The sequence below is a fragment of the Brevibacillus reuszeri genome, from assembly GCF_002897295.1.
Classification (GTDB): domain Bacteria; phylum Bacillota; class Bacilli; order Brevibacillales; family Brevibacillaceae; genus Brevibacillus; species Brevibacillus reuszeri_A.
In genome coordinates this window covers 1-25709 of sequence record NZ_BEXF01000007.1, presented here as the reverse complement: position 1 = coordinate 25709, position 25709 = coordinate 1, and the positions used below count along the sequence as shown (strand labels likewise).

25 protein-coding genes and 1 pseudogene are annotated in these 25709 nt (G+C 48.7%); 21 read left to right on the top strand and 5 right to left on the bottom strand.

Annotated elements, in window-relative coordinates; genetic code table 11:
* Nucleotides 1-63: 63 nt before the first annotated feature.
* Together C3B52_RS12940 and C3B52_RS12935 are read left to right on the top strand one after the other, a co-directional pair.
* A complete protein-coding gene (locus C3B52_RS12940; protein WP_103106508.1) occupies nucleotides 64-1026 on the top strand; it encodes an ABC transporter ATP-binding protein in 963 nt (320 codons plus the stop codon).
* Nucleotides 998-1858, top strand: coding sequence for an ABC transporter permease (locus tag C3B52_RS12935; RefSeq protein WP_103106507.1), 861 nt, complete (start codon nucleotides 998-1000; stop codon nucleotides 1856-1858). The genes C3B52_RS12940 and C3B52_RS12935 overlap by 29 nt, the downstream gene beginning before the upstream one ends.
* Nucleotides 1859-1884: 26 nt before the next feature.
* Here C3B52_RS12935 and C3B52_RS12930 read toward each other — a convergent pair whose 3' ends face one another.
* Together C3B52_RS12930 and trmB are read right to left on the bottom strand one after the other, a co-directional pair.
* Nucleotides 1885-2070: a DUF4083 family protein gene (locus C3B52_RS12930; RefSeq protein ID WP_103106506.1), complete on the bottom strand. Its 186-nt coding sequence runs from the start codon at nucleotides 2068-2070 to the stop codon at nucleotides 1885-1887.
* Between the two features lie 149 nt (nucleotides 2071-2219).
* On the bottom strand, nucleotides 2220-2864 hold the full coding sequence (gene trmB / locus C3B52_RS12925) for a tRNA (guanosine(46)-N7)-methyltransferase TrmB (RefSeq protein ID WP_103106738.1): 645 nt from the start codon (nucleotides 2862-2864) through the stop codon (nucleotides 2220-2222).
* Between the two features lie 492 nt (nucleotides 2865-3356).
* Between trmB and C3B52_RS12920 the strand changes: the two genes are divergently transcribed.
* The 4 genes from C3B52_RS12920 (at nucleotide 3357) to C3B52_RS12905 (ending at nucleotide 9063) form a co-directional block, all read left to right on the top strand.
* Nucleotides 3357-3857 carry a C40 family peptidase gene (locus C3B52_RS12920; protein ID WP_103106505.1) on the top strand — a complete coding sequence of 167 codons (501 nt, stop codon included), beginning with the start codon at nucleotides 3357-3359 and terminating at the stop codon, nucleotides 3855-3857.
* Between the two features lie 201 nt (nucleotides 3858-4058).
* Nucleotides 4059-4628: a TetR/AcrR family transcriptional regulator gene (locus tag C3B52_RS12915; RefSeq protein ID WP_103106504.1), complete on the top strand. Its 570-nt coding sequence runs from the start codon at nucleotides 4059-4061 to the stop codon at nucleotides 4626-4628.
* 84 nt (nucleotides 4629-4712) lie between these two features.
* Nucleotides 4713-5966, top strand: a complete 1254-nt coding sequence (locus C3B52_RS12910; protein ID WP_103106503.1) for an efflux RND transporter periplasmic adaptor subunit — start codon at nucleotides 4713-4715, stop codon at nucleotides 5964-5966.
* Nucleotides 5959-9063 (top strand): efflux RND transporter permease subunit, encoded by a 3105-nt coding sequence (locus tag C3B52_RS12905; protein ID WP_103106502.1) that lies wholly within the window; start codon nucleotides 5959-5961, stop codon nucleotides 9061-9063. The genes C3B52_RS12910 and C3B52_RS12905 overlap by 8 nt, the downstream gene beginning before the upstream one ends.
* 71 nt (nucleotides 9064-9134) lie before the next feature.
* On the opposite strand, the gene ilvD is transcribed toward C3B52_RS12905, so the two are convergent.
* Nucleotides 9135-10811, bottom strand: coding sequence for a dihydroxy-acid dehydratase (gene ilvD / locus C3B52_RS12900; protein ID WP_103106501.1), 1677 nt, complete (start codon nucleotides 10809-10811; stop codon nucleotides 9135-9137).
* Nucleotides 10812-11031: 220 nt separating this feature from the next.
* Between ilvD and C3B52_RS12895 the strand changes: the two genes are divergently transcribed.
* Nucleotides 11032-11508: a PaaI family thioesterase gene (locus C3B52_RS12895; protein ID WP_103106500.1), complete on the top strand. Its 477-nt coding sequence runs from the start codon at nucleotides 11032-11034 to the stop codon at nucleotides 11506-11508.
* 58 nt (nucleotides 11509-11566) lie between these two features.
* Here C3B52_RS12895 and C3B52_RS12890 read toward each other — a convergent pair whose 3' ends face one another.
* Nucleotides 11567-11944 carry a hypothetical protein gene (locus C3B52_RS12890; RefSeq protein ID WP_103106499.1) on the bottom strand — a complete coding sequence of 126 codons (378 nt, stop codon included), beginning with the start codon at nucleotides 11942-11944 and terminating at the stop codon, nucleotides 11567-11569.
* A 206-nt stretch (nucleotides 11945-12150) separates the two neighbouring features.
* On the opposite strand from C3B52_RS12890, the gene C3B52_RS12885 reads away from it, so the two are divergent.
* From C3B52_RS12885 to cysC, 14 genes and pseudogenes are all read left to right on the top strand, one after another.
* Nucleotides 12151-12927, top strand: a complete 777-nt coding sequence (locus C3B52_RS12885) for an inositol monophosphatase family protein (RefSeq protein ID WP_103106498.1) — start codon at nucleotides 12151-12153, stop codon at nucleotides 12925-12927.
* A gap of 143 nt (nucleotides 12928-13070) precedes the next feature.
* Nucleotides 13071-13515 (top strand): annotated as a pseudogene (locus C3B52_RS12880) (hypothetical protein).
* Nucleotides 13516-13526: 11 nt separating this feature from the next.
* Nucleotides 13527-13793: a hypothetical protein gene (locus C3B52_RS12875; RefSeq protein ID WP_103106497.1), complete on the top strand. Its 267-nt coding sequence runs from the start codon at nucleotides 13527-13529 to the stop codon at nucleotides 13791-13793.
* A gap of 3 nt (nucleotides 13794-13796) precedes the next feature.
* Nucleotides 13797-15038 carry a glutathionylspermidine synthase family protein gene (locus C3B52_RS12870; RefSeq protein WP_103106496.1) on the top strand — a complete coding sequence of 414 codons (1242 nt, stop codon included), beginning with the start codon at nucleotides 13797-13799 and terminating at the stop codon, nucleotides 15036-15038.
* A gap of 25 nt (nucleotides 15039-15063) precedes the next feature.
* Nucleotides 15064-15501, top strand: a complete 438-nt coding sequence (locus C3B52_RS12865) for a DUF350 domain-containing protein (RefSeq protein WP_103106495.1) — start codon at nucleotides 15064-15066, stop codon at nucleotides 15499-15501.
* 54 nt (nucleotides 15502-15555) lie between these two features.
* Nucleotides 15556-16323, top strand: coding sequence for a potassium channel family protein (locus tag C3B52_RS12860; protein ID WP_103106494.1), 768 nt, complete (start codon nucleotides 15556-15558; stop codon nucleotides 16321-16323).
* Nucleotides 16324-16525: 202 nt separating this feature from the next.
* On the top strand, nucleotides 16526-17329 hold the full coding sequence (locus C3B52_RS12855) for a sirohydrochlorin chelatase (protein WP_103106493.1): 804 nt from the start codon (nucleotides 16526-16528) through the stop codon (nucleotides 17327-17329).
* Entirely contained in the window at nucleotides 17295-18911 is a 1617-nt protein-coding gene (locus tag C3B52_RS12850; RefSeq protein ID WP_103106492.1) for a nitrite/sulfite reductase, read from the top strand. The genes C3B52_RS12855 and C3B52_RS12850 overlap by 35 nt, the downstream gene beginning before the upstream one ends.
* Before the next feature lie 40 nt (nucleotides 18912-18951).
* Nucleotides 18952-19191 (top strand): DUF3906 family protein, encoded by a 240-nt coding sequence (locus C3B52_RS12845; RefSeq protein ID WP_103106491.1) that lies wholly within the window; start codon nucleotides 18952-18954, stop codon nucleotides 19189-19191.
* A gap of 50 nt (nucleotides 19192-19241) precedes the next feature.
* Complete coding sequence (gene cobA, locus C3B52_RS12840) at nucleotides 19242-20711, top strand: uroporphyrinogen-III C-methyltransferase (RefSeq protein ID WP_103106490.1); 1470 nt, start codon at nucleotides 19242-19244, stop codon at nucleotides 20709-20711.
* 28 nt (nucleotides 20712-20739) lie between these two features.
* Nucleotides 20740-21825 (top strand): inorganic phosphate transporter, encoded by a 1086-nt coding sequence (locus C3B52_RS12835; RefSeq protein ID WP_103106489.1) that lies wholly within the window; start codon nucleotides 20740-20742, stop codon nucleotides 21823-21825.
* Nucleotides 21822-22538: a phosphoadenylyl-sulfate reductase gene (locus C3B52_RS12830; RefSeq protein WP_103106488.1), complete on the top strand. Its 717-nt coding sequence runs from the start codon at nucleotides 21822-21824 to the stop codon at nucleotides 22536-22538. Before C3B52_RS12835 ends, C3B52_RS12830 begins: the two co-directional genes overlap by 4 nt.
* 56 nt (nucleotides 22539-22594) lie before the next feature.
* Complete coding sequence (gene sat, locus C3B52_RS12825) at nucleotides 22595-23740, top strand: sulfate adenylyltransferase (protein ID WP_103106487.1); 1146 nt, start codon at nucleotides 22595-22597, stop codon at nucleotides 23738-23740.
* A gap of 25 nt (nucleotides 23741-23765) precedes the next feature.
* Entirely contained in the window at nucleotides 23766-24371 is a 606-nt protein-coding gene (gene cysC / locus C3B52_RS12820; RefSeq protein ID WP_103106486.1) for an adenylyl-sulfate kinase, read from the top strand.
* 63 nt (nucleotides 24372-24434) lie between these two features.
* Here the strand turns inward: cysC and C3B52_RS12815 are convergent.
* Nucleotides 24435-25624 (bottom strand): IS3 family transposase gene (locus C3B52_RS12815; protein WP_103106485.1). Its coding sequence is split into 2 segments (ribosomal slippage): nucleotides 24435-25336 and nucleotides 25336-25624, totalling 1191 coding nucleotides; the frame shifts between segments, so codons are not numbered across the junction.
* Nucleotides 25625-25709 lie beyond the last annotated feature (85 nt).

Below are 25709 nucleotides of genomic sequence, written 5' to 3'. Positions count from 1 at the left end.
AGCAGAGTTTTCCATCAGGGAGACTCTGCTTTATCCTGTTTTTGGCGGAAGTGGAGGAGACGGATGTCTGATTTCGTTATCGAAACCTGGGAGCTGTCCAAGCAGTATGGCGGCAAAGCAGGCTGTAAAAACATTACCCTTCAAGTACCACGAGGCTCTGTTTTTGGCTTTCTTGGACAAAATGGGGCGGGAAAAAGTACGTTTGTCCGTACGATGCTTGGGCTCTTGCATCCGACGAATGGAAAAGCGGTCATGCTTGGGCACCCGATCGGGAGTGTAGAGTCACGCAAAAAGGTCGGGTACTTGCCAGAGCTGTTCCGATATCCTGACTGGTTGACCGGTACGCAGCTGCTGGAGCATCATGCGGAGCTATGTGGATTGTCCCGCAGCGAGCGCAAAACGGTCATTCGCGATGTCGTAGAGCTGGTCGGCATGGCAGGGCGGGAAAAAGAGCGAATCCGTGGCTTTTCAAAAGGTATGCAGCAGCGTATCGGTCTCGCATGTGCACTACTGTCTGACCCGGAGCTGATTTTTTTGGATGAACCGACGTCCGCCTTGGACCCGATTGGGAGAAAGGAAGTACGTGAATTGATAGCGAGGCTGCGTGATCAAGGGAAGACGATTTTTCTCAACAGTCATCTGCTAAGCGAAATGGAGACTGTGTGTGATCATGTCGGCATTATTCATCGAGGAGAGCTGGTCGTTCACGGGGAATGGCGTAAGCTGAGTGCGGTTCTGCCGCAAATTGAGCTGACGCTGGAGCAAGTGAGTGACAGGCTGCCAGCCAATGTCCCATCCTATGTCACGGATATGCGGCTGCTCAGGCAGAACGAAGGGCAGGCGACGTGGCTGTTCACGTTGGACGAAGAGGGGCGTGTCCCAGCCCTTTTGGCAGAATTGATTGCAGCCGGTGCCGCCGTTCATGAGGTGATCAAGAAGCAGCAGTCGCTAGAGGAAGTATTCCTGTACTGGGTGCAGAAAAAGGAGGGGGAAGAGCATGTGGCCGATCGTAAAAATCACGTATAGAGAGATGATTTCCAAGCGGATATTTGCGATTACGATCCTGATGTCAATTGCTTTTCTGATCTTGTTTGGGGTGGCTACCTGGTACGCTTCTCGGGAAATGGGCGAAATGACCGGAGGCAGCGATATGCTGCTGCAGCAGGGCTTTTTCTCTACCCAACTGCTTGGGATGGGATTGTATTTCGGTTCCTTTATTACGGCGTTGCTGGCGATACTCAGCAGTGTTGGCAGCATCGCGTCTGAGGTAGAAAGTCATCAGATCGATACATGGCTCGCGCGTGCTCTGCCCCGGCACAAGTATCTGCTCGGGAAGTTTGGCGGACTCGCTAGTATGCTCATCATTTATTCGACTCTGATGTTTGTCGGTCTGCTAGGGATTAATCAATGGGTCGGTGGAGGAGTTCTGGCTGTTGATGTCAGTGTGGGACAAATTTTCTCTTCCCTTTTCTACTTTGTGTTGATGCCTGTCATTCTTGTATGCGTCTCCCTGCTTCTCAGCAGTATGACAACTACGGTGACCGGCGGGATTATCTTGATCATCCTGTACGGCATCAGCTTTATTGGCGGCTTTATTGAGCAATTGGGCACGATTATTGGCAATAGCTCGTTGATGAATATAGGTATCATCTCCAGCCTGCTATTTCCTACCGATTCGCTGTTCAGACAATCGACCATTGCGTTGTTTGATACGGCTGATGACCCTATTTCGTTTGCGTCACAAGGAATTTTTGGGACAGCGTCTGCTCCGAGCACGGCGATGTTTATTTACACACTCTGCTATGGTGTAGTTGCTTTGCTCTTGGCGGTTCGGGTTTTTCAGAAACGCGATGTGTAGGCGGATGATCAATAAAAAGAGAACGGCTATTGCTGCCGTTCTCTTTCCTTTAGTAGCTGAATTAATTGGTCCAGCTTCTCATTTTGTTGTTGGTCGTGTAAGGTCTTGTTTTTCATAAAACGGATGACGCAGATGATCAAGTACACAACCAGCGCATAAAACGCCAGCATAATGATTACTGGGAGAAAAGGAGTGAATCCGAGTGATGACATAATGCAACCTCCAACTGGAAAATTTAGGTTCCCATTATTCTATCATTTCTTTCTTTGATATGGGGAAAAAAGTAATAAAAATCGCCTGACCTCACTGGAAGAGATTTTCACTCTTCTGGATGATCAGGCGATTTTGTTTTTGGTGCCGTTTACTTGATCTGACAGCTGGCTTCTACGCGGTAGATGCGTTGTCCGCGAGAGGAGAAGCGCTCTTCGTACTCGGTCATTACATTATCTGCTGCGAGCTTGGACTGATGCAGATCGAACGTAATATTGCGCATCTGGAAACGCTCGCCAGCAAATTGGTTGAGGGAGAACTCAAACAATGGCTCATTGTCTGTCTTGAGATGAATCTCGCCGTCCTCTTTCAACACTTGGCGATACGTCTGGAGGAAGCTCGCGTAGGTAAGTCTGCGCTTGGCATGACGTGTTTTTGGCCAAGGATCGCTGAAATTGAGATAAAGACGAGAAACTTCATGATCAGCGAACAGTTCAGTCAGTTTTGAAGCATCAAACTGAACAAAAGCCAGATTGGGAATCTCACGGTATTCTGTACGCTGAACAGCGCGCAGGACGACCTCAGCCTTTAGCTCAACAGCAATGAAGTTTACGTCAGGGTGGCGCTCGGCCAGTGTATTAATGAAACGTCCTTTTCCACAGCCGATTTCGATGTGGATCGGATTGTCATTTCCGAAGCGATCCTTCCACCGTCCCTTGTAGCTAACGGGGTTATCAACGAATGTCGGATATTCACGCAGGGCCGATTCGGCACCTGGAATGTTGCGCAGTCGCATATGTGCCTCCTTCATGAAAACGAACTCCTATCTACTTTACGATGAGTCTTGCTAGGTTGCAAGCCTAGAGAAGAAAGAGTTTATGGATTCCAGCAAAGTCCACCGACCGCATCGATAGTTAGGAATTTTTTACAAAGAGCACTAGGACATAAGTCGCATGACGAGTGGGTTTTGAGGAAAAGCGCAGGATAAATTTAGCACAATTGCGAGGAACATCTTGGAAATAAAATTTACTGAAAATTTGAGGAATGCCTGTAAAATAAGGCTTCAGGCCGTCAAGGGGAAAAAATATCCAGAAGTGGTTACGTAATTTGGCAATAATTTGGTAATTTCAAGGCGTGATAGCTTTGGTAAAGTAGAGAACAAGTGAGAGGTCAGCCAAACTTTGCATATAAAACCATGCAACGCGTTTCGGAAAGGGAAGCTTAGCAGCTTTTTGTACGATACACGTACGATACCTTTTCAACACGAACAAAAGGGAGGATGAACAACATGAAATTACATAAAGCATTCGTAGGAATCCTGATGGGCCTAACATTAGGTATGACCGCTATCGTAGCGCCATTGCCGGGAGATCAAAACGTAGCACATGCAGCTTGGACACAAGCGAAGGCTGACAAAGTCATTACGACTGGGAAAAGATATTTGGGTACACCTTATAAATTTGGTGCGAGCAAAAATACAACGGCTGTATTTGACTGCTCATCCTTTACACAACGCGTATTTCGTGTAGCGGTCGGAAAAGAATTGCCTCGTGATTCACGTGCCCAATCAAAAAAGGGGATAAGCGTGTCCAAAAGCAATTTGAAAAAGGGCGATCTGATCTTCTTCAAGGCGAGCCAGACTACGACCTCCAAGCGCATCACACATGTGGCGATCTATGCGGGTAACAACAAGCTCTTACATACCTATGGACAACCTGGCGTTACCTTCTCTTCTTTCAAAGGAACGTCTTGGGAGAAGCGCTTTGTCTCAGCGCGTCGCGTCCTGTAATCTACTCTACTTAATAATACGTCTGAAAACGCAAGATGTTGCGTCTAGGTCGAAAGTAATATTTGTAAATAATCAGGAGAGAGGAGAATCCGAGAAGGGTTCTCCTCTTTGCGTGGCGATATTTGACAAACGAGGGCATCCTTTTATATAATTCGAATCGGAATGAAAATTCATTCCGATTTACTTGAGGGGGCATTGAGTGTGTCGGAAACGAAACGAGATTTGATCTTGGATGCTTCGCTTGTCCTTTTTGAACAACGTGGCTTTGACGGAACGACCGTTCCGATGATTGTAGAAAAAGCGGGAGTCGGTGCAGGCACCCTTTATCGCTATTTTGAAAATAAGGAAGCCCTGGTCAATACGCTGTTTCAAAAATGCATGGATGATCTGCTGGACGCTTTGAAAAATGGCTATCCGCATTCGTCTGATGACGTGCGCAAGCAGTTCCATCATATTCTCAATAGCGTGATTACCTACTCCAAAACAAACATGAATGCGGTGCTGTTTCTGGATGCACATGCAAACGGTTATTTTTTGGACGATGCCAGCCGTGATTCTTACAAGAGATTTAAAGAGTTTCTTTTTGTATTCATTGATCAAGGCCAGCAAAAGAATAAGATTCGTCCATTACCTGCTGAGGCGCTGATTGCAATCGTTGGAGGTACCTTTATTGCACTGTGCAAAGCGTTTCAGGATGGCGAAATGAACGAGTCGCCAGAACTGCTGGCAGGTATTGAAGAGGCGTGCTGGGATGCGATCAGAGTTATTTAATTCTGATCCTCCTTTTTAAGTAAAAACGGAATGAATGTTCATTCCGTTTGATTTGAAGAGAGAAAAAACAGGAGTGAGGAGATCATGAAATTCACTGCGAGAAAATATGCTGGGCTTGTATTAATTGTCTCCATTGCCCTCTTAGGGACGGGATGCAATACGAAGGGGTCTTCAGCAGCTACTGAAGAGGTACAATTGCAAGCCAAGCTGGTGGAAGCAGTACCGATCCAGCTGCAAAGGCTGGGGCAAGTAAGCGAATTGTCAGGAACGCTGGCCCCGATCGAAGAAACGACTGTGTCTTTTGAAATTTCGGGACAGATCAATTCACTGCCCTTTGAAGAAGGAGACACTGTAAAAAAGGGTGAGGTACTCGCTAGTCTGGATGCTACTGACTACTCGCTCCAGCTAGCCTTGGCGAATGCGGATGTACACGGTGCAGGGGCTAATTTGGCGAAAGTAAAAAATGGTGCCAGGCTTCAAGAAATCCAGCAAGCAAAAGTGGTAGTAGAGGCAAAGAGCATCACACTTGCCAAAGTACAAAAGGATTATCAGCGAATGGAGCAGCTTTATAAGAATGGCGCGATCTCCCAGACGGAGTTTGAAGATGTGAAAAATGCAGTCGAGCTTGCGGAAAAAGACGTAGCAGCAGCCGAGGAAGCATACGCGCTTGTAGCATCAGGGGCGCGCACGGAGGATGTCGGCCAGACGCAAGCGAGCTACCAGGGAGCCGTTGTGACGAGGGAGCAAGCAGCAAGCACCTTGGCAAAAGCCCAGCTAAAAGCCCCTATTGCAGGTACCATTTTGTCAAAATTAACGGACGTAGGCCAGCTAGCAAGTCCTGGGACTCCCGTTTATCGCATCGGTACGATCACGCAGCTGAAAACGATACTCCCTGTACTGGATAGTCAAATCGGGTCATGGAAGGTGGGTGATGCTGTTGAGCTTACATTATATGAGAGTGGGCGAACGGGGCAGGTCACCAAAATCTATCCTTCTACAAACGAGCAGACGGGCACGATCAGTGTAGAAGTGGTATTGAATAATACTAAGCAGGACTGGTTTGCTGGGCAAGTAGTCAGCGCGGTGCACAGCATGGCGAAAGCAGAAGGGATCTTCGTTCGCTCAGAGTCCGTGTTTAGCCGTGGTTCCGAACCATTTGTCTTTCTATATAAAGAGGGCAAGGCAGTAAAGACACCTGTTTCACTGGGGAAATTCATTGACAATCAATTCGAAATTACTGCTGGTTTACACGTCGGGGATCAGTTGATTCTGAAAGGAGCGGATCGATTGCTCGATGGAGATGCGGTTTCTTTAAAGGGAGGAAACCAGCATGATTGAGTTTTTCATCAAAAAGCGAAAAATAACCTTGGTCTTCTTTGCGATGATCGTTTTGATGGGGGCTTTTGTCACCTTTACTCTGCCGAAGCAGGAACAGCCTGACATCATTGTCGGAACGGCAGTAGTCACGACTATCTACCCGGGAGCGACTCCGGAGAAGGTAGAGCAGACCGTCACGAAAAAGCTTGAACAAAAGATCAATGAGGTACAGGGCATCAAGTCGATTCAATCCGAATCCCGTTCAGGTGTCTCGATTATTGAGATCAAGACTGAAAATAACGTCGTGCCGAAAAAAGTATTTGAAGAGCTGCGAAAAAAAGTAAAGGATGCCGAAGCTGATTTACCAGAGGATGCAGAGCAGCCAGCGATCAATGATGACATGAGCAGAACGTTCATTCAGTCCTTCCAGATTACGGCGCAATCGTTTGAACAAATTTTACAGCTGAGAGATACGTTGGATCTATGGAAGGATCAGCTGCGGACAGTGCCTGGTGTCTCGGATGTCTCTATCCTTGGTTTGCCCAAGCAGGAGGTCAAAATCAGCGTCCATGCACAAAAACTGCAACAGTACGGCATTTCGTGGGGACAGGTCATGAATGCTGTTCAAACCAAAAATGAAACGACACCTCTCGGGGATGTCAATATCGATAGCCGCAAGTATCAGCTTACATTGCCAGTCAACTACGATGTAAGTATCTTTAACAAAGTCGTTGTGTCACGTACAAGCGAGGGAGCACCCGTCTATTTACAGGATATTGCCACGATCGTAGACGGTACAAAGAGACTGGAATATCGAACGTACTATAATGGAAAGCCTGCTGCTACGGTCAGTATTAATGCCGAATTGGGAAGCGACGTTCCCCGCGTCCAGAAGGCTGTTGATCAAAAGCTGGAGACATTGCAGGAGATGCTGCCATCCTGGGCCAAGAAAGAACCTGTCTATGCTCAGGTGGAGCGCATTGATGACCTCTTTTCCGATCTGCTGCATGAAATGGTGATTGCCATTGCCGCCGTATTATTCATCTGCACATTAGGCTTGAATGTGACGACATCGCTGATGGTAGCACTTGCGATCCCGATTTCATTGGCTGCTGGAATGGCCGTCCTGCCTTTTTTGGGGATTACGCTGAATCAGATGACAGTGTTTGGACTGATCATCGTACTCGGTATCCTGGTGGACGACGCTGTCGTTGTGAATGACAACATTGAAAGAAGGCTGTCTGTCTTGGGGGAAGAACCGTCCAAGGCGGCTTTGCTGGGGACGAAAGAGGTTTCGGTATCAATTCTTACCGCGACGCTTGCCACCATGTCTGCATTTGGACCAATCATGTTCCTGACTGGTGACGCAGGTCAGTTTATTTACCCGGTTCCGGTCATCATCATGTTTACGATGCTCGCGTCTATGCTCATGTCGCTCACGATTATTCCGATTTACAGAGAATGGAACGAGAAGCGGAACAGAAAGCAGAAGGACTATCGCAAGCCAGCCGGGTTATTGGGGAAACAAATTACTTCATTGACAAACTGGTACGGGGATCGGATGATGCCGATCATTCTGAAGAACCCGTTAAAAACGGGAATGGCAGGAGTATTGATTGCTACCGCGTTCTATGGACTGGCTGCGTTCATCCCGATTCAGCTTTTTCCCGATGATGACAGGCCACAGATGGTTGTCAATATTACTACGCCGATCGGAAGTAATTTAATAGAAACGGATCGGATCGCCAGAGGGGTTTCAGACTGGATAGAGCAGCAGCCACACATCGAAAAGGTTTCTGCCTTTGTCGGCGGGGACGCACCGCAAATGCTTACAAGTGCGCCGCGGGTTGGATCAGGAGAAAATGTAGCGCAAATCATCGTGACCTTCGATAACACACGGATGGATGCGAGAAAAATAGTAGAACCGTGGATGGAAGAGTTCAAGCAAATGTACCCGGAAGGAAATATCATTCCGTACAGTGTAAAGGCGGGGATGTATTCGGGCAGCCCTGTAGCCATACGGGTGTATGGAGAGGATTTGCACGAGTTGTACTCTCTTTCCGAACAAGTGAAGCGGCTGATTTTGGAGACCAAGGGTACTTACAATGTAGCAGACACTCTTGGCAATGAACAATATGCTCTCCAATTTCATCTGAACCAAGGAAAAATGGATCAAGCATTTATCAATGAGGCTGATTTGACTAGAACCTTGCGTCTTGTTAGCCAAGGGATTCCTGTAGGCCAATTCGATAACAGCAAAAACTTGATAGATATCACGTTGTTTGCAGAACAGTCGGGAATGGATACACAGCAAGTCATTTCTCAGCTCACAGTTCCAAATGCCCGGGGGCAGCTCATTCCTGTCTCGCAGGTGGCAGAAATAAAGCCAGCCTTAACGATACAGAGTATTCCCCGCTACAATATGTCACGCAGTGTAACGATTACGAGTGATGTGAAAGACCGCACCGCAGATGATGTGATGACGGAGCTGAAAGGAAAGCTGGACAAACTGGATTGGCCAAAAGGCTACGCGTGGAATGTCACAGGAGAATCAGAAGAGGAAACAGATATTTTATTGGATTTGGGGATGCTGGCTGTTGTTGCAGTATGCCTGATTTTCCTGCTTATACTCGTGCAGTTTCATTCGCTATCGATTCCTGTGTTAGTGATGAGCACCGTTTATCTGGCGATTGCTGGTAGCCTGATTGGGCTGTGGCTTACAGGAATTCCGATTGGATTTATGACCGTAGCAGGCTTTATCTCCTTGGCAGGTCTTGTCGTGCGTAACGGGATTGTGCTGATCGAATTTATCGAGGAGGCAAGACATGCTGGTACTGAGCTGAAAGAAGCCGTTATTGGGGCGGGTAAAGCTCGGTTGAGGCCGATCCTGCTGACCAGCTTTGCAGCAGTCGCAGGACTCATGCCTATGGCGATCGCCGGAAGCGTCTTGTTTAAACCGCTGGCGATTACGATTATATCGGGACTGCTGTTCTCCATGATGCTCACGCTCGTTGTTGTTCCTGCTTTGTATACCGTACTGGCCATTCAGAAGCAAAAAAAGGAGAAGAAGGGGCGAGGCGATCAAGTGGCTGACGGGCAGGTTGAAGCCACGGTTTAATCCGCTGCATCAAAAAAAGCTCTTGCATGAGGGAGATCCCGTCATACAAGAGCTTTTGTGATTGGCACGGATTAGATTTTCAAAATACCACCCATGCTCGCATTGGTAACCATTTTGGAGTAACGAGCCAGGTAACCAGTCTTCACTTTTGGCTCAAACTCTTTCCAGCCTTCTGCGCGACGAGCCAGCTCTTTCTCGTCTACGTTCAGATGAATCGTGCGTTCTTCCAGATCGATCGAGATGATGTCTCCATCTTGTACGAAAGCGATTGGACCACCCTCAGCCGCTTCTGGAGATACGTGACCGATACTGATACCGCGAGAAGCGCCAGAGAAGCGTCCGTCTGTGACGAGAGCAACCTCTTTACCCAGTCCCATCCCTACGATTTGCGAGGTAGGAGCCAGCATTTCAGGCATACCTGGGCCGCCTTTTGGACCTTCGTAGCGGATGACAACAACATGGCCGGATTTGATTTTGCCAGCTGCGATTCCTGCGAGTGCGTCTTCTTGGGAGTCGAAGCAAATCGCCGGACCTTCGTGCTTTTTAATAGAAGGATCTACGCCACCCGTTTTAATGATGGAGCCTTGCTCCGCCAGGTTTCCGAACAGAACCGCCAGTCCGCCGGAAGCGCTGTACGGGTTGTCCAAACGACGGATTACCTGATCGTTTTTGATTTCGGCATTGGCGATGTTCTCAGCCAGTGTTTGACCAGTAACCGTGATGCGGTCTGGATGGATCGCACCTGGTTTTTTCGCGATTTCGTTGAGAACGGCAGACACGCCGCCAGCCTCGTGGCAATCCTCGATATGATAGTCAGAGGAAGGAGCGAGCTTGCAAATATGCGGGATGCGCTTCGCTACTTCGTTGATGCGTTCGATTGGGTATTCAAAGCCAGCTTCTTGCGCGATCGCCAGCGTGTGCAGAACGGTGTTAGTAGAACCACCCATCGCCATATCGAGTGCGAATGCATCATCAATCGCTTCGAGTGTCACGATGTCACGTGGCTTAATATCACGCTCGATCAGATTTTTCAGTTTTTCAGCAGATGCTTTAACCAGTTCTTTGCGCTCTGGAGAAACCGCGAGAACAGTACCGTTTCCAGGCAGTGCCAGACCGATAGCCTCAAGCAGGCAGTTCATCGAGTTGGCAGTAAACATACCGGAACAGGAACCGCAAGTCGGACATCCATATTGCTCTAGCTCGTCCAGTTGTTTATCGTCAATCAGACCTGCCTGATACGCACCTACCCCTTCAAATACAGAAGAGAGGGAAATGGAACGGCCATCGCTTGTTTTACCGGCTTTCATCGGGCCGCCAGTAACAAATACAGTAGGGATGTTCACACGCAAGGCACCCATGATCATACCAGGAGTGATCTTGTCACAGTTCGGAATGCAGATCATGCCGTCGAACCAGTGAGCGGCTACAACGGTTTCCAAGCTGTCTGCGATGATTTCACGGCTTGGCAGGGAGTAGCGCATACCGATATGTCCCATGGCGATCCCATCATCTACTCCGATGGTATTGAATTCAAACGGAACCATGCCCGCTGCACGAACAGCTTCCTTGACGATTTTACCAAACTCCTGCAAATGCACGTGACCTGGAATAATATCGATGTACGAGTTGCAAATCGCGATAAACGGTTTGTCGAAATCCTCGTCCTTTACGCCTGCTGCGCGCAATAAGCTACGATGTGGTGCACGGTCAAAGCCTTTTTTGATCATATCGCTGCGTTGTCTAGCCAATTTGAAAATCTCCCTTCCAGTTAGAAAAATACCTGTCTTTTTGTTTTGACTATCTTATCAATTTTTATTACTAGAAACAACCGTAAAAGTCTGAACATTTGCTCAGTCCAGCACTTTGACAGCGGCACTTCCGACCGAGATAAGCTTTGGTATCATAGCAAAAATCGTGCGTTTGAGCTAAAATAGAAAAACGAATATATTTTTTGTTGGAGTGAACGAAATGATAGAGAAATTAAAAAATATATGGGAAGAAGGGACAGAGGACGAGCGCAAAATTTTAGAACTGGCGGTTCAAGCCATCCGTCAGAAACGCGAGCGCAGTAGCTCCTATGTATCCGGTTTTCTCGGGCTAAAGGGCGAGTTTGTCGATGAAGCCAAGCAGACCTACCAATTCGACGTGCCCTTGACTGTTTACATGCACAACTCAGGCGGGGCTGTTCATGGTGGAATCCTCGCCACGCTGATTGATTCGGCGATGGGATCATTGATCAATCGGTCCTTGTCACCTGCTGAGTACGCTGTGACAACCGAGCTAAAAATCAATTACTTGCGCCCAGGAAAAGGAAAGAGGCTTCGCGCTGAGGCGACTTTCTTGCATCGGGGACAAACACTGGTCGTCATGGAAAGTACCGTTTACGATGAGCGGAACAAGCGGGTAGCGCATGGAACGGGGACTTTTATCGTGCTGAAGAAATAGGGGAAAAGCTGGGGAGAGAAAGCCAGGAGCGTTTTCTCCTGTTTTCTCTCCTGCTTGCTTAGCGAATCACAACCAGCCCGCTGTATTGGGAAATGTAGGACAACAATTTAGGGGAGAGCGGAACGATAAATTCCATATTTTCCTTTTCGACAATGCCAGAGCGGGAGATGAGACGCACCCATTTTACGTTGAGCTTGTAATAATCCGAGCCGAAAGACGCTTGAATCGTTTCACTTTGCTGGCGAAATGATACGGGAGCTGCGTTTAATTTGATCGGAACCATACTCACGATATCGTGCAGGAACAGGTGGTACGTCATGTGCGGCTTGAAAAACACCAGCTCCTTGCTCGTGACCGTGCAGCCAAGACTATTGTTCATTTGGGTGAATTTGAGCTCACCCTCCATGTTTTTCAGACGAATGAAGTTACTGTTCATAATTCCCCTCCTTGATCAGCGTCGGGCATCTCTATCATTTGTCTAGCCCCTCGCAAATACGCCGTGACATCCTTAAATAGGATCGTTTTTATGGCTGATGAAGGATCGCTTCATCGACATGGCGCTGGGTATCTCTCTATAATAGAAAAGCTTGCTGCATAAGTGCAAGGGAAAACAATCGGGAAACGAAGAAGGAGATGGAATCATTGCTGGAGATTGCTAAAGAGGCAGCGAGCGTGGCGGGAGAATTTCTAAAGGAACGCTTTTTAGAACAGCTCATTCCGGACGAGGAGCTGCATAACGATGTAAAGCTGCCAGAGGACAAAGAAAGCGAACGGCGGATCATCGAGGTATTGCACCGTCATTTTCCTACCCATACGATTTTCTCCGAGGAAGTGGGAATGGTTTCACGAGATGAAGAGTATTTATGGATCGTCGACCCGCTCGATGGGACCAATAATTACTTTATCGGTTACCCTTATTTCTCGGTATCGATTGCCTTGCAGCACCGTGGGGAGCTTGTCCTCGGGGTCGTTTACAATCCGGTCGCGGGTCAGATGTTTTGGGCGGAAAAAGGCAAGGGTGCCTATTTAAATGGAAAGCGTATCTCGGTTAATAAAAGAACGGATAAAACAAGAGCTGTGGGCACGTACATTCGTGGACGAAACAGTATTACCAAGGAACAGGAGCTGGCGTTTACAAAGCCGTTCGTCATGGAAACGAAACGCGTTTTGCGCAATGTAGGTCCAGCGCTTGATTGGTGCTTGCTGGCAAATGGCTGGATTGAGTATATCGTGATGCAGCGCTCAGGGATTATGGATGTCGCCGCAGGGATTGTCATTGCCCAGGAAGCAGGAGCAACCATCACAGATTGGCAGGGAGTTCCTTATCAGCATGAGGCATTTGAATCGGAGCATATGCGTTCGTTAGTTGCCAGCAATGGACCGCTGCACGAGGAGATTCGCGGAATGATCCACGAATAAAGAAGCAGGAACGACGCGAGTGAATTAGGTCTGGCGAATCAGTTTTTTCCTGATTTTCCAGATTTTTTCAATTGAGGGCAACCATTTATTTCGAGGTGCGTATATATGGTTATCCTTCAACTTGAGACAAAGAGGTGAATAGGTTGGCGAGGCTAGAATACCGGCTTCTGGATGAGGCAAACGGCTTTCCGTTGCTATTTTATTACGATCACATCAATAAGGACGAGGTATCATTGCGTTTTGCCTGCGATTATTTGGTCAAGGGGCATGTCGTCTATGAAAAAACGTCCTGCGCGATTGAGCCGAATTGCTACGTAATTTATGTGAAGCGCTCAACAGAGGAACAAGCAGTCGATTACTTCCACCACGCGGCAAAACGTTGGGGGAGCATTCAGATCGAGCTGCGGCACTATAAGGAAGGAACAGCTGATTATCCACTGGTTCATACCTATTATTTCAAGGATGATGACGATGCGCTTTTGCATCTGCAAAGCGATTATTTGCTCCTAAATGGAATGGGAAAAAACATCGGCAGAAGTGGATGAAGACAGGCATGTGTATATTTATTACGCACAGCCGACAGCGTAGGGGGAAGAAAAATGGCACAAACAAAGTCTGCCAAAGTAGTCGGCCTGTTCGTTGCTGCTGCTTTGACGGTCAGTGGCTGCTCGTCTGGAGCGAACGGATATGACGATGATTGCTACGATTCCAATAATGATGGATATTGTGACGATGGCGGCAGCAGAGGTGGAGGCTCATCCACCTACGTAGGTTCAGGCGGCAGCAAGTACAACAGCAATTCGTCTGGTATTACGAGCGGCTCCAAAGGCGGAATCGGCAGCTCTGGCTCGTCCAGCTCGGGGTGACTCATGAAGACATCTGATCAGGATCGGCGTGAACAGCTGTATAGACCGATGCGTGAGGAAGGCGTATTTACATGGGACTGGATGTATGGAGAAGAATATGCGCTGGCAGATATCCACCTGATCACACGCGATTTCAGGCGAGAGCTGTCTATGGCAACCGAGTGTTTGGGACATATTTTTTCCAAAGTCGTCCCTGTGCTACAGCGGGCAGACGATTCTTTGTTGCTTGAGCTGGGAGTGCCGAGAGAGGCATTGGGTGCAGTCCGGACAGTCGTGAACGAGATACAGCCAACCGTGATTGGGAGATTTGATTTTGCGCAAACAAACGAAGGCTTGAAAATGCTGGAATGTAACAGCGATACCCCGACAGGCATTGTCGAAGCTTTTTATGTGAATGCTCGTGCTTGCCGCTTTTTTGGGCACGAAGATCCAAATGCCGGGATGGAAGCTGATCTCACCTCCGCATTTGCAGGTGCTCTGAAGGATTATCAGCTTCGTGGCTACCGGACTGAGAATATTTGGTTTAGCTCCTTGGACTGGCATGAGGAGGATAAAGGCACGACTCAGTATTTGCTAGGCGTCTCGGGTCTTCCGGCGCGATTTGCTCCGCTGGAACAGCTGCGTGTGTGGGAAGATCGTTTGTACGTAAAAGAGGGCGATGAGCTGATTCCGGTAGATGTCCTCTATCGATTGCATGCGCTGGAAAAGCTGGCGACGGAGCAGGACGAAGATGGATATCCCACTGGGGAGCATGTTCTTTCCCTGATTGAGAAGCGCAAGCTGGCGATCATCAATCCGCCATCGGCCTTTCTTATTCAGACAAAAGCACTTCAGGCACTCATCTGGAATTTGCATGAGACCAATCAGTTTTTTACGTCAGAGGAGCAGGACAGTATCGAGAAGTACATGCTGCCGACTTACTTTGAAAATCGTTTTGCGGGGATTGCGGATTACGTAACCAAGCCTATCTTTGGACGGGAGGGCGGCGGAGTCGTGATTTTTGATGCACAAGGTGACGTCCTGGAAAAAGATCAGGAGGAGTTTTACTGGGAGCAGCCCATGATTTATCAAAAACGGGTGGTGCTGCCGGATATTCGCGTGCAAACAGCGCAAGGGCCATATGCTGGTCATCTGCTCTGGGGGTCTTTTTGGATAGGCGGAAAAGCGTCAGCACTAGTCGCCCGTGTCGGAGGTCCCATTACGAACAATATGTCCTATTATTTGCCGGTAGGCATCGACGGATAAGGATTGGAAAGGAGAGGAGAGCAGTATGCTTTCTCAATGGGGGTATATCCTCAATTTTTTGATGTATTTGGCGGTGACGCTGCCGATTTTGGTTATCGGGATTTTTGTTTTTACATTTACCACTCCTTACAAGGAATTTGATCTGATCAAACAAGGCTCACAGACTGACGATCCAAAGAAAATGGCAGCTGCAAAAGCAGCCGCGCACGATCTGGGAGGCAAGATCATTGGTCTAGCCATTGTCCTCGCTTCGGCTGTGTATCACTCGGTCAATCTGCTGGATCTGGTCGTATGGGGATTCGTTGGCATGGTTTTCCAAGTGCTTATCTTTTATTTATTTGAATGGGTTACCCCTTTTAAAGTCGTCTCCGAAATTCCGAATGGAAACGTATCTGTCGGCATTTTCGCCTCCCGTCTCAGCATTGCAGCTGGCTTGTTGATGGCAGCGCTCATCAGCTACTAAGTAAGCGACTAGCGGCAGCTTGTGAGACACCTGAGAATCTAGGAGGAGTCAAAAGTGTTTTGGCGCATCATGTATGAGATTTTTGTGATCATGCTCGTGATTACGTATGCGATTCTTTTGTCTGCGGACTTTTCCAATCATCCATTGTTGACGGACGAACTCATGCATGTGGTAGACAACGCTCTCATTGCCTTATTGGTTGTGGAATACGTGGTCCGGCTATGGCTGGCGCCAAATAAGCGAAAATTCGTAGTGACCAACTGGTTTGATCTGGTTGCGATGATTCCACTGGATTCGTACTTTTATATTGCACGAATTATGCGTGTTGTCCGATTGATTCGTATTGTTCGGGCATCCCCGTTTTTGTGGGGAATCGTTCGGTCCGGCAACATGCGCCGTGTGTTTGGTGTCGTGACGATTATCATGCTGTGGAGCTCGACCGCCATCTATTTGCTGGAATACGGCGTGAATGATAATATCAAGAGCTTTCAGGATGCACTCTGGTGGTCGATCGTTACCACAACAACGGTAGGGTATGGCGATATTTCTCCAGTGACTTCAGGCGGGAGGATTATGGCAGCGATTCTGATGCTGACGGGAATCGGCATGCTAGGGGCATTGACCGCTAACTTTGCCACCCATTGGACAGAAACGCATGATTCCAAAGCCCCGAAAGAGCCAGATCGATTGACAGCAGAGATGAAGCAGCAGGTGATCGGACACATACAGCAAATCGAAAGCTTGAACGAGCAAGAATATGAAACCTTGAAGGAAAGCATAGATTTACTCTATCGTCGAACGAGGAAAAAGGATGAGGAGTAAAAAAGAAGATGTAAGCGAGGACCAGTCCTATACCTAACCGGGGTAGGACTGGTTTCTTTATGTGCAAACTAACTGAAATAGGCAGTAAGGATGAACTTGATGGGAGATTGGAAATTGCTGTTGACGAGGAAAATAATCGCCTATATAATTCCGAGTAAACATATATGAAATAGAAATTAAATTCGATTAAGGGGACTATCCGATGTCAAAAACAGCGGTATTGGTAATTGCTCATGGTTCACCCGATCCAGATTGGCTGGCCCTTGTGGAATCAGCCGTCCAGCAGTGCCGTATTCATTTGCCAATCCGGGTAGCCTATCTGGGAGGAGTAGAGGGGCGAAGCATTCATGATGAATGGGAGAGATTGGAGGCTGCAGGAGCACGCAGGATTGTAGTTGTGCCACTATTTGCCACAGCTGGGAGTAACCATGTAGGGGAAATTCGCAGTATGCTCGGCTTGGATGCCTGGACCACTGGAGAGACAGAGCTAGTTCCGGTGGAGACACGTGCACGGATTCTCTGGTGTCCCCCGCTTGAGGACCATCCTGTAGTGGAGCAAATTGTTGCCCAGCGAATAGCTGAACTATCCAGCGAGCCTGCGCACGAATCCCTGCTGCTTGTGGGCCATGGCAGTGATTTGCCAGGCTGTCACGAACGCTGGGAGAAGCTGCTTCTGCGTTTAACCTTTCGCTTGCAAAATCGTTATTCTTTCACGGCGGCGGGCTATGCAACCCTGCGTCCCGATACGTTGCGGGAACAGGCACGTCTGCTTGCGGAAAAAGGAGAGGTCATTGTACTTCCGTTGTTCGTCAGCCAAGGCTACTTCACTCGTCGAGCGATCCCTGAACGGCTGCAAGGCTTGTCGTATCGCTATGAGGGTAGTGCATATTTGCCCCATCCATTGATTGCAGAATGGATTGCCCAATCGATTCGGATGGCGCTAGTAAACACACAAAGGAGCGTGTATGAGTATGGCAGAGAGAAAGCAGTGGAAATGGGCAGATGATCCTTCCTTGAACAAGATGGAGTTCACCAAGCTGGAAAAGGACGGGTTGGATGTTATCGAGACGATCGTCAATACCTATTCCAAAGAAGGCTTTCAATCGATTGAATCTTCTGATATGGACCGCTTCAAATGGGCGGGTGTCTACCAGCAGCGGCCAAAAGACGGTCACTTTATGATGCGCGTGCGTATTCCCGGCGGGATATTGAGCAGTGAGCAGGCACGGGTGCTTGCGCGTATCGCCCAGGACTACGGACGCGATCTGGTAGACGTCACGACTCGCCAGGCCGTTCAGTTTCACTGGCTAACAGTAGAGACACTGGCTGATATTTTTGATCGACTGGCCTCTGTCGGGCTATCCTCGTTCGAGGCATGTGGAGACTGCCCGCGCCAAATTATGGGGAATCCATTGGCAGGGATTGATCCACACGAAGTAATCGATACACGTCCTCTCGTATCAGAGCTGGAGAAATTCTTTTTGCTAAATCGCGAGTTCTCCAACTTGCCACGCAAATACAAAATGTCCATATCGGCTAATATACACAATGCTGCTCACGCCCAAATCAACGACCTCGCCTTCACCCCTGCGAAGAAGACGATTGCAGGTGAGGAAATCATCGGATTCCATGTATGGGTAGGCGGGGGATTATCTGCAAAGCCCCATCTTGCCAAACAGCTCGATATATTTGTCCGCCCAGAAGAAGTGGTGAAGGTAGCCGAAGGAGTAACGACGCTCTTCCGCGATTTCGGTTATCGGCAAAAACGGACTCATGCCCGTCTAAAATTCCTCGTAGCCGACTGGGGCGCAGAGAAATTCAAAGACGAGCTGATCCAGCTGGTAGGTGAGCTGGAGGCTGGCGGTGAGGATTTGCTCAAGGGCTGGAATGGTGGCTATTTTTACGGGATTCATGAACAGCGTCAGGAGGGTCTGTACTATGCGGGCTTGTCGGTTCCAGTTGGTCGGATGAATGCAGAAGAGCTGATCGAGCTGGCGCGTCTCGCAGATGAGTACGGGGATGGAACAATCGGTACGTGCAACACGCAAAATGTTTTGATTCGCAATATTGCAAAAGATAAAGTCGAAGCTTTCCGTGAAGAAACGCTGATCGTCAATCGATTCAAATTAACTCCAAGTACATTTGTCGGGTATGCAGTATCATGCACCGGAACAGAATACTGCAATCTGGCTATCGTCGAAACGAAAGAGCGGATGCGTTCACTGGCACAGTATCTGGATGACACAGTTGTTTTGGATACGCCACTGCGCATTCATATGATTGGCTGTCCAAATTCATGCGGTCAAAGGCAGATTGCCGATATCGGCTTGCAAGGTGCGCTCGTGAAGACTCCGAGCGGAATGGTGGAGGCGTTTGACATCCATGTAGGAGGAACGCTGGAGGAAGCCCAATTTAACCGCAAGCTGAATGCCCGCATTACGGTAGATCGCTTAGGCCCATTCCTCGCTCAATTGATTACGCTCTACAAGGAAGAACGTCAAGAAGGCGAGCAGTACTGGCGCTATGTAGAACGTGTAGGGCTAACACATATCCAGGAGCAGGTGGACAGCATTTTGCAAACGGCGTAAAAGCGTCCGCGACCAAGGCATACGAAAAGAGGGACATGCGATGGCAGAAGAACAGGCAGAGAGCTATCTTTACAAGCTAGAAGCCGTGCTGGAGGAAGGCAGGCTGCTGACAGTAGTCGTGATAGCAAAATCAGATGAGCGTGCGTTTTCGACCGCCGAGAACAATATTTTGCGACATACGGTAGCTCCCCCACGCATCAAGGAGCTTAGTCTGGTTGAGAAGAAGCCGCTTGGCCGCCAAGGCGTTGGGTACGTAGTGGAAACCTCCCATTTCAGCTAATTCATGAGTAATCATTCAGGTCATAAATGGCACCAAGGAGGTACGACAGGATGAAGACAGGCAGTGTCTTGTTTGTAGGAGCAGGGCCCGGTGATCCAAAGCTGCTCACGATCCGCGGAAAAGAAGCGCTGGAACGGGCGGACGTTGTCATTTATGACCGACTTGCCAATCCGTTGCTCCTCACTCATGTCAATAAGGAAGCCAAGCTGATTTACTGCGGCAAGGAAGCGGATCGTCATACACTGCCACAGGATGAGATCAACCGTCTATTGATTGAGGAAGCCCAAAAGGGGCAGACAGTGGTTCGCCTGAAAGGGGGTGACCCGAGCATGTTCGGCAGAGTGGGCGAAGAGGCACAGATTTGCGTAGCGCATGCCATTCCGTTTGAGATCGTACCCGGGGTCACCTCCGGGATGGCAGCTCCGCTGTATGCTGGAATTCCGCTGACGCACAGGGATTACAACTCCTCTGTTGCGTTTGTTACGGGTCATCTTTGCGACAAAAATGCGGGGAAGGAGCCTGATTGGGCTGCCCTGTCCTCAGTAGAAACGATCGTCATCTATATGGGCGTAAAAAATCTCTCGCGTATGAAAGAACGTCTCCTGACACACGGCAAGGCAAAGGAAACTCCTGTCGCACTGGTTCGCTGGGGCACGCTGGGGGAGCAGCAAACACTCGTGGGTAAGCTGGAAACGATTGATCAGGAGGTGGCTTTTGCGGGCTTTACAGCGCCAGCCATAATTGTCATCGGGGAGGTAGTCCGACTGCGGGAGTCACTGAATTGGTTTGAGTCACGGCCGCTGTTTGGCAAGAGGATCGCGGTTGCATCGAAGCGGGCTGAATCAAACGCTGAAAATCTCGCTAGCAGGCTAGAGCAGCTGGGAGCAGAAGTGATCTCGATTCCACTAGTGGAAAGCTCAGGGGCAATAGCTAGCGACAGGGGGATTCCTGCAGATTTCTTCTCCTACCAATGGCTTGTATTTGATGATGCGCGGCAAGTTTCGTTTTTCCTGCAAGAGCTGCGTCGTCGCAAATTCGACCTCAGGCAGCTCAAAGGCAAGCTGGCAGCACGAGGGGCGGAGACAGCAGAGGCTTTGGAGCAAAACGGACTTTACCCCGATGAAATTGTGGATGAAGCGATGGAGCCGGCTCACCTGCATCACTACCTCGCTCTGCGAAAAGGGGAGCGTCTGCTCTATCTCAGAAATGGAGATAGCATGGTTGTGCTGCACGCACTCGGAACGGTAACGCATACTGTCCAAGCAGGAGAGCTAGAGTGGAGCCAGACACATCCAGCTGCCAAATGGCTTTTGAAGCAACCGGTTGACTGGCTTGCGACAGATGACAGCTACGACTTGCCCGCGCTGAAGTCATTTGCGGGCGCAGATTGGCAAACAAAGCCGATGATATGCGCCGGCAAGGAGACTGAGAGGAAAGCGAGAGAGCTAGGCTGGCATGTCTTCTCACTCGAACAGCTTGAGCAGACCTCACTCGAACCGGAAAAGACGGTAAGCTGCTAGATTCGCATGACAGGAGGTAGTACAGCTCGTGGATTGGAGTTATGTCGCGATCGCCATTGCATTGTTTTTCGCCATGAATATCGGAGCGAGCGGGACAGCCGCATCTATGGGCGCAGCATATGGTAGTGGTGCTATCAAAAACAGACGTACGGCAATGCTTCTGGTAGCGATTGCGGCGCTTCTGGGAGCTGTTTTGGGCGGAAAAGAGGTAGTCAAGACAATCAGCGGCGGAATTATTCCGGTCACTTTGATGAGTGTCGAGGTCGTCGTCATTGTTCTTGCCTCCGCTACGCTTACTTTATTCGGAGCGAATCTGCTAGGAATTCCGTTGTCGACGAGTGAGGTAACAGTAGGCTCGATCGTAGGTGTGGGACTTGCCTATCAATCGCTTTTCGCAGGGCATTTGCTCGTTATTGTTGCTTTTTGGCTGCTCGTACCTGCTGTCGCTTTTATTGGAGCCTATTTCTCCGGCAAGCTGATCAGACGCGTGCAAAAGCGCTGGCCACATCTGCAAGAGCCCGGTTCAAAGGGAGAGCGCTGGCTGTCCATTTTACTGGTGGGTTGCGGTGTTTATGAAGCCTTTTCAGCTGGGATGAACAATGTTGCCAATGCCGTTGGTCCATTGGTTGGGGCTGGCTTGATGACGAGTAATTCCGGCGTGTGGCTTGGCGGCTTTGCCGTTGCCTTAGGATGTATGCTGCTAGGTGGAAAAGTGCTGGAAACGAACGGGAAAAAAATCACATCGCTCTCACTGCTTCAGGGCAGTGCCGTCTCTTTTACTGGTGGGACGCTCGTCATCATCGCTTCCTTGTTCGGCATACCCGTCCCGCTCACACAGGCAACGACCTGCGCCATACTTGGGGTCGGAACGGCCGAAAAGGGCTTTGCTTTGTGGCAAAAGGGAATCATCAAGCAGATCATGATGGTCTGGATTGTTTCACCTGTATCGTCGCTAGTCGTATCGTTTGCGTTTGTCCATCTTTTTCTGCGATTTGATCTGTATACGCTGGCAGTTTTAGTCAGTGTCTTTATCGCGACGCTCGGCTTCGTCGCACTGATTCGGTTGATACGCAGGGAGAATAGTTCGATCAACGATCAAGGGGGAGGCATATGAGCAGTTTGCGTTATTCGTCGGCAACCCATGAACAGCTCACACAAATCAATAAAAGCTTGGGAAAAGGTGACACGATCGATGTAATCAAATGGGCATACGAGACGTTTTCCGATGAATTGATCTATTCCTGCAGCTTTGGGGCAGAAGCAATGGTGCTCTTGGATATGATTAGTGGAGTCAAAAAGGATGCACGTGTCACATTTTTGGACACTCATCTTCATTTCCCGCAGACGTACGCCCTGATCGAGCAGATTCGAGCCAAGTATCCGGGGCTTCGCTTAACGATCAAAGAGCCTGTGCTTTCGCTTACACAACAAGCTGAGATTCATGGGGAAGAGCTATGGAAAAGCCAGCCTGATCTTTGCTGCCAAATTCGCAAGGTCGACCCGATGGAAAGCGTGCTGAAAGGCGCCGTCGCCTGGATGTCTGGCCTGCGCAGGGAGCAATCTGCGACAAGAGCTGATGTACAATTCGTCAATCGTGATGAGAAGTTTCAATCGCTGAAAATCTGTCCGCTCATCCATTGGAAAACAGATGAGGTCTGGCAGTACATCCGCATGTTTGATCTGCCGTACAACCCGCTGCATGACCAAAGCTATCCAAGCATAGGCTGTGCACCGTGTACACGTCCTGTCAAAGAAGGAGAGGATTCTCGCGCGGGTCGCTGGTCACAGCTTGGCAAAACGGAATGTGGTCTTCATCTCGCCAAATGATGGCGATGACGACTGTGCGTCAACATGTACGAAATAGGGATGAGGAGTGAGTGCAAGTGAGTCAGAGTACCAAGCGCAACGATATTTTGGTAAATCGTTTTGATCCAGAAGCAGACTTGTCGCTGCAGACCCACGATGTGGAGATCGATGCCTTTTCCTTGTCAGATCTTGAGCTGATTGCGATCGGGGGCTATAGCCCGATTACCGGTTTTCTCGATCAGAAAAATTACGACTCTGTGGTCGAAAGGATGAGGCTTGCTGATGGAAGCGTATGGAGTATACCGATTACGCTCCCTGTCTCTCGAGAAAAAGCCGAAGCACTGCAGATTGGTCAGCAGGTGCGCTTGACCCATCATGGAATCGTTTACGGGTTATTGGATATTGTGGATATTTTTTACCCAGATAAGCAGCGAGAGGCTCAGCAGGTATATGGTACAGATGATGAGAACCACCCTGGTGTGAAAAAGCTGCTGGAGCGGCCAGATGTCTATCTTGGCGGTCCCATTACACTCGTAAAACGAACCGAGAAAGGCGAGTTTGCCAGTCACTACTACGACCCCGTCGAAACGAGAGCGCAGTTTAGCGAGAAGGGCTGGAAAACGATTGTAGGCTTCCAGACCCGTAACCCCGTACATCGCGCACATGAGTATATCCAAAAGTCAGCGCTGGAGATTGTGGACGGCCTGTTCTTAAATCCGCTCGTAGGAGAAACAAAAGCGGACGATATTCCGGCGAATGTGCGGATGGAGAGCTATCAGGTGCTGCTGCAAAAGTATTATCCGCAAAGCCGGGTTCAGCTTGCCGTTTTTCCTGCCGCGATGCGCTATGCTGGTCCGCGTGAAGCAATTTTTCATGCACTGGTCCGAAAAAATTACGGCTGCACGCATTTTATTGTCGGACGGGATCACGCTGGTGTCGGCAACTACTACGGTACATATGACGCCCAGCACATTTTTCACAACTTTACACCAGAAGAGCTGGGGATCACCCCGTTATTTTTTGAAAACAGCTTTTACTGCCGTACCTGCGGAAATATGGCATCGACGAAAACTTGCCCGCATGGAGTCGAGCATCATGTTGCTCTGTCCGGGACCAAAGTCAGAGAGATGTTGTCGCGAGGAGAAGCCCCGCCGCCGGAATTTAGCCGACCTGAGGTGGCGAGGGTATTGATTGAGGGCTTGCGACCGCTTTCTGTTGGATAGGGAGAAGAGAGAGGAAGTGATACTTTTGAGCAGAGATACTACCGCTAATATCGTATGGCATCCGACTACTGTAACGAAAACAGATCGACAACAGCGGACTGGCCACAAGAGCGCAATCCTTTGGTTTACCGGTTTGTCGGGTGCAGGCAAGTCTACGCTGGCCAACGCAGTGGAGTATGAGCTGCATCAGCGGGGCTTGGCGAGCTATGTACTCGATGGCGATAATATACGGCATGGCCTGAATCGGGGATTGGGCTTTGGTCCAGATGATCGAAAAGAAAACATACGCCGAATCGGTGAAGTCGCCAAGCTGTTTGTGGATGCAGGCGTCATCACGTTGACAGCCTTCATTTCCCCGTACCGGGAAGACAGGGAGCTGGCCCGCAGTCTGGTGGACGAGGGAGAATTCATCGAGGTCTATGTAAAATGCCCGTTGGAAGAGTGCGAACGACGTGATGTAAAAGGGCTGTATCAAAAAGCGAGGAACGGGGAAATCAGCCAGTTTACAGGAATATCTTCCCCCTATGAGGAGCCGGTCTCAGCCGAGCTAGTCATCGAGAGCCATGAGCAAACGATTGAGGAATCTGTTCAAATGGTTATTGCCTATCTCGAAAAACGAGGAGTCATCTAGAGCATAGAAAAAGCACGACGCAGGGTGGTCTTACCCCTGTCAAGTAGACACAATTAAAAAAGCCTAAGCAGCCAGTGTGTTTCGGTATTCTACCGGGGCACACTGGTTTAATTTTTTCTGAAACCGTTCATGGTTATAAAACCATATGTATTTTTCAATAGCTTGAAAGAGGTCTTCTTCTGTCTTACACTCAGTAAAGTACAATGTCTCAGTTTTGAGATGCGAAAAAAAGGATTCGATGCAGGCGTTATCAAGGCAGTTTCCTTTGCGAGAGTGGCTGCCACTTATGCCAAGTTCCTTTATTCGCTTATTGTACTGTCGAGACGTGTATTGGAAGCCCTGATCTGAATGTAGGGTTGCCTTCTGCACGTCTCTTTCATCGTTTAGCTGTTCTACAGTGTCTAACACAAGTTGTAAATCATTTCGCTTGGAAATTTTCCAGGCAACAACTTCGTTGTTAAATAGGTCTTGAATGACCGAAAGGTAATAGTAACGGTTATGAAGTGCAACATACGTTATATCTGTTACAAATACCTTATTGGGCTTATCCACTCTAAACTTACGGTTAAGTAAGTTAGGATATACAATGGAAGGAGCTTTACCAAAATAGCGGCGCTTCTTTCTGATGATGGATTGAAGGTTTAATTCTTTCATCAGGCGGTATATTCGCTTGTGATTCGCATTCAATCCTTTCTTCTTTAATGCTATCTGCATTCGTGGATAGCCGTAGTATGGATGCTCCAAATGAATCGCCATCATATGCTTTTTCAAATTTTGATTGGACTCATTTCTTGCTGACGGCCTTCCTTTGGTGCTAAGCCATTTGTAAAAACCCGACCGTGACACTTGCGCGATTTCTACCAACCAAGTAAGTGGATATTTTTTACGCATCTCGTGCATGATCATAAACCGAGTTATTTTCCATACCTTCCCCCCAGATGTAGACTGGGATTGCGCTTTTTTAGGTATTCTACCTGCGCCTTTAAATAGTCCCTTTCCTCTTCAACAGTAGTAAACTTGGTTCTTGGACGACCAACAAATGGGGTGTCACTCGAACGATTCCTTCCTCTTTGATCCACAAAACTTTCGCCGCTATTCTTTTTTCGTACCCATTGTCGAACTTGAGTTTTACTAGGTATCCCTAATTCTTTAGCTATTGCTTCATAACCCATCCCTTCCTCTTGATACATGTTTACTGCCCTCAGCTTAAACTCCTCGGAATATCGCTTGAATGTTTGACCTTTTTTAGCCATGGAAAAATCCCCTCCAAGTAGAGTGTACCACCCACCGTTAGGTGGGCGGGCTTTTTACACTGTCTACTCAAAGGGGATAATATCA